A 1,005-nucleotide genomic window follows, 5' to 3' on the forward strand; every position below is an offset into this window, starting at 1 on the left:
GAGATTGTAAAATGAACTGTGTCAGTTAAGGAATTAAGAATTTGATTTTTTAACTTTATGATACAGATTATGAGTGAGAACAACGACTTCGATTTTGAGCGTTTCAAAGCTGAGGCGATCAAAGGCATGTATGCTGGTAAGCCACTTAATGGTGAAAAAGGCATTTTTGCTCCCTTATTAAAACACTTTCTGGAAGCCGCGCTTGAAGGTGAGCTAGATGCACATCTACAGGAAGAAAAAGCCACAGGGGCATCCAATAGACGCAACGGCAAAATTGCCAAACGCGTCAAAAGTATCTCTGGCGAGTTTGATCTCGAAACTAGCCGGGATCGGGCGGGCAGTTTCGATCCTGTAGTTTTACCCAAACGACAGGTAATTATTACAGAGGAACTTGAAGATAAGGTGATTGGTCTTTATGGCCTGGGTTTAAGCACCAGGGACATCACCAAATATATCAAGGAAATGTACCAGATGGACATCTCTGCAGCTACGCTATCTTCAATTACAGATAAGGTAATCCCGGCAATGAATGAGTGGCGACAGCGCCCTTTAGACTCAGTTTACGCTTTCGTTTATCTTGATTGTATGCATTATAAGGTTCGCGAAGGAAGCGGCGTAATTACGCGTGCTGTATATAATATTCTGGGTGTCTCTCTGGATGGCAAGAAGGACCTTATAGGGATGTATTTATCGGAAAGTGAGGGTGCCAGATTTTGGTTGGCTGTTTTAACTGATTTAAAAAACAGGGGAATGCAGGATATGCTGATCGCTTGTGTTGATGGCTTAAAGGGATTTCCTGAGGCTATCGCAGCAATCTTTCCAAAAACTGAAGTACAAACTTGTGTAGTACATCAGATCCGTAACAGCTTAAGATATGTGGCTGAAAAAGATAAGAAGCCATTTATGGCAGACTTAAAACCCGTTTATCAGGCTCTGACTAAAGAACAAGGTTATGAGAACCTGATAGCTCTGGATGAGAAATGGGGCAAAAAATATCCTGTACCG

General features: G+C 42.0%; 1 protein-coding gene. It reads left to right on the plus strand.

Going from position 1 to position 1,005, the window contains the following annotated elements:
* Window positions 1-69: 69 nt before the first annotated feature.
* Window positions 70-1,005, plus strand: a 936-nt coding sequence (locus GJU39_RS23290; protein WP_154283380.1) for an IS256 family transposase, incomplete at its 3' end; no start/stop codon positions are given.

Source organism: Pedobacter petrophilus, from assembly GCF_009674725.1.
GTDB classification, from domain to species: Bacteria; Bacteroidota; Bacteroidia; order Sphingobacteriales; family Sphingobacteriaceae; genus Pedobacter; species Pedobacter petrophilus.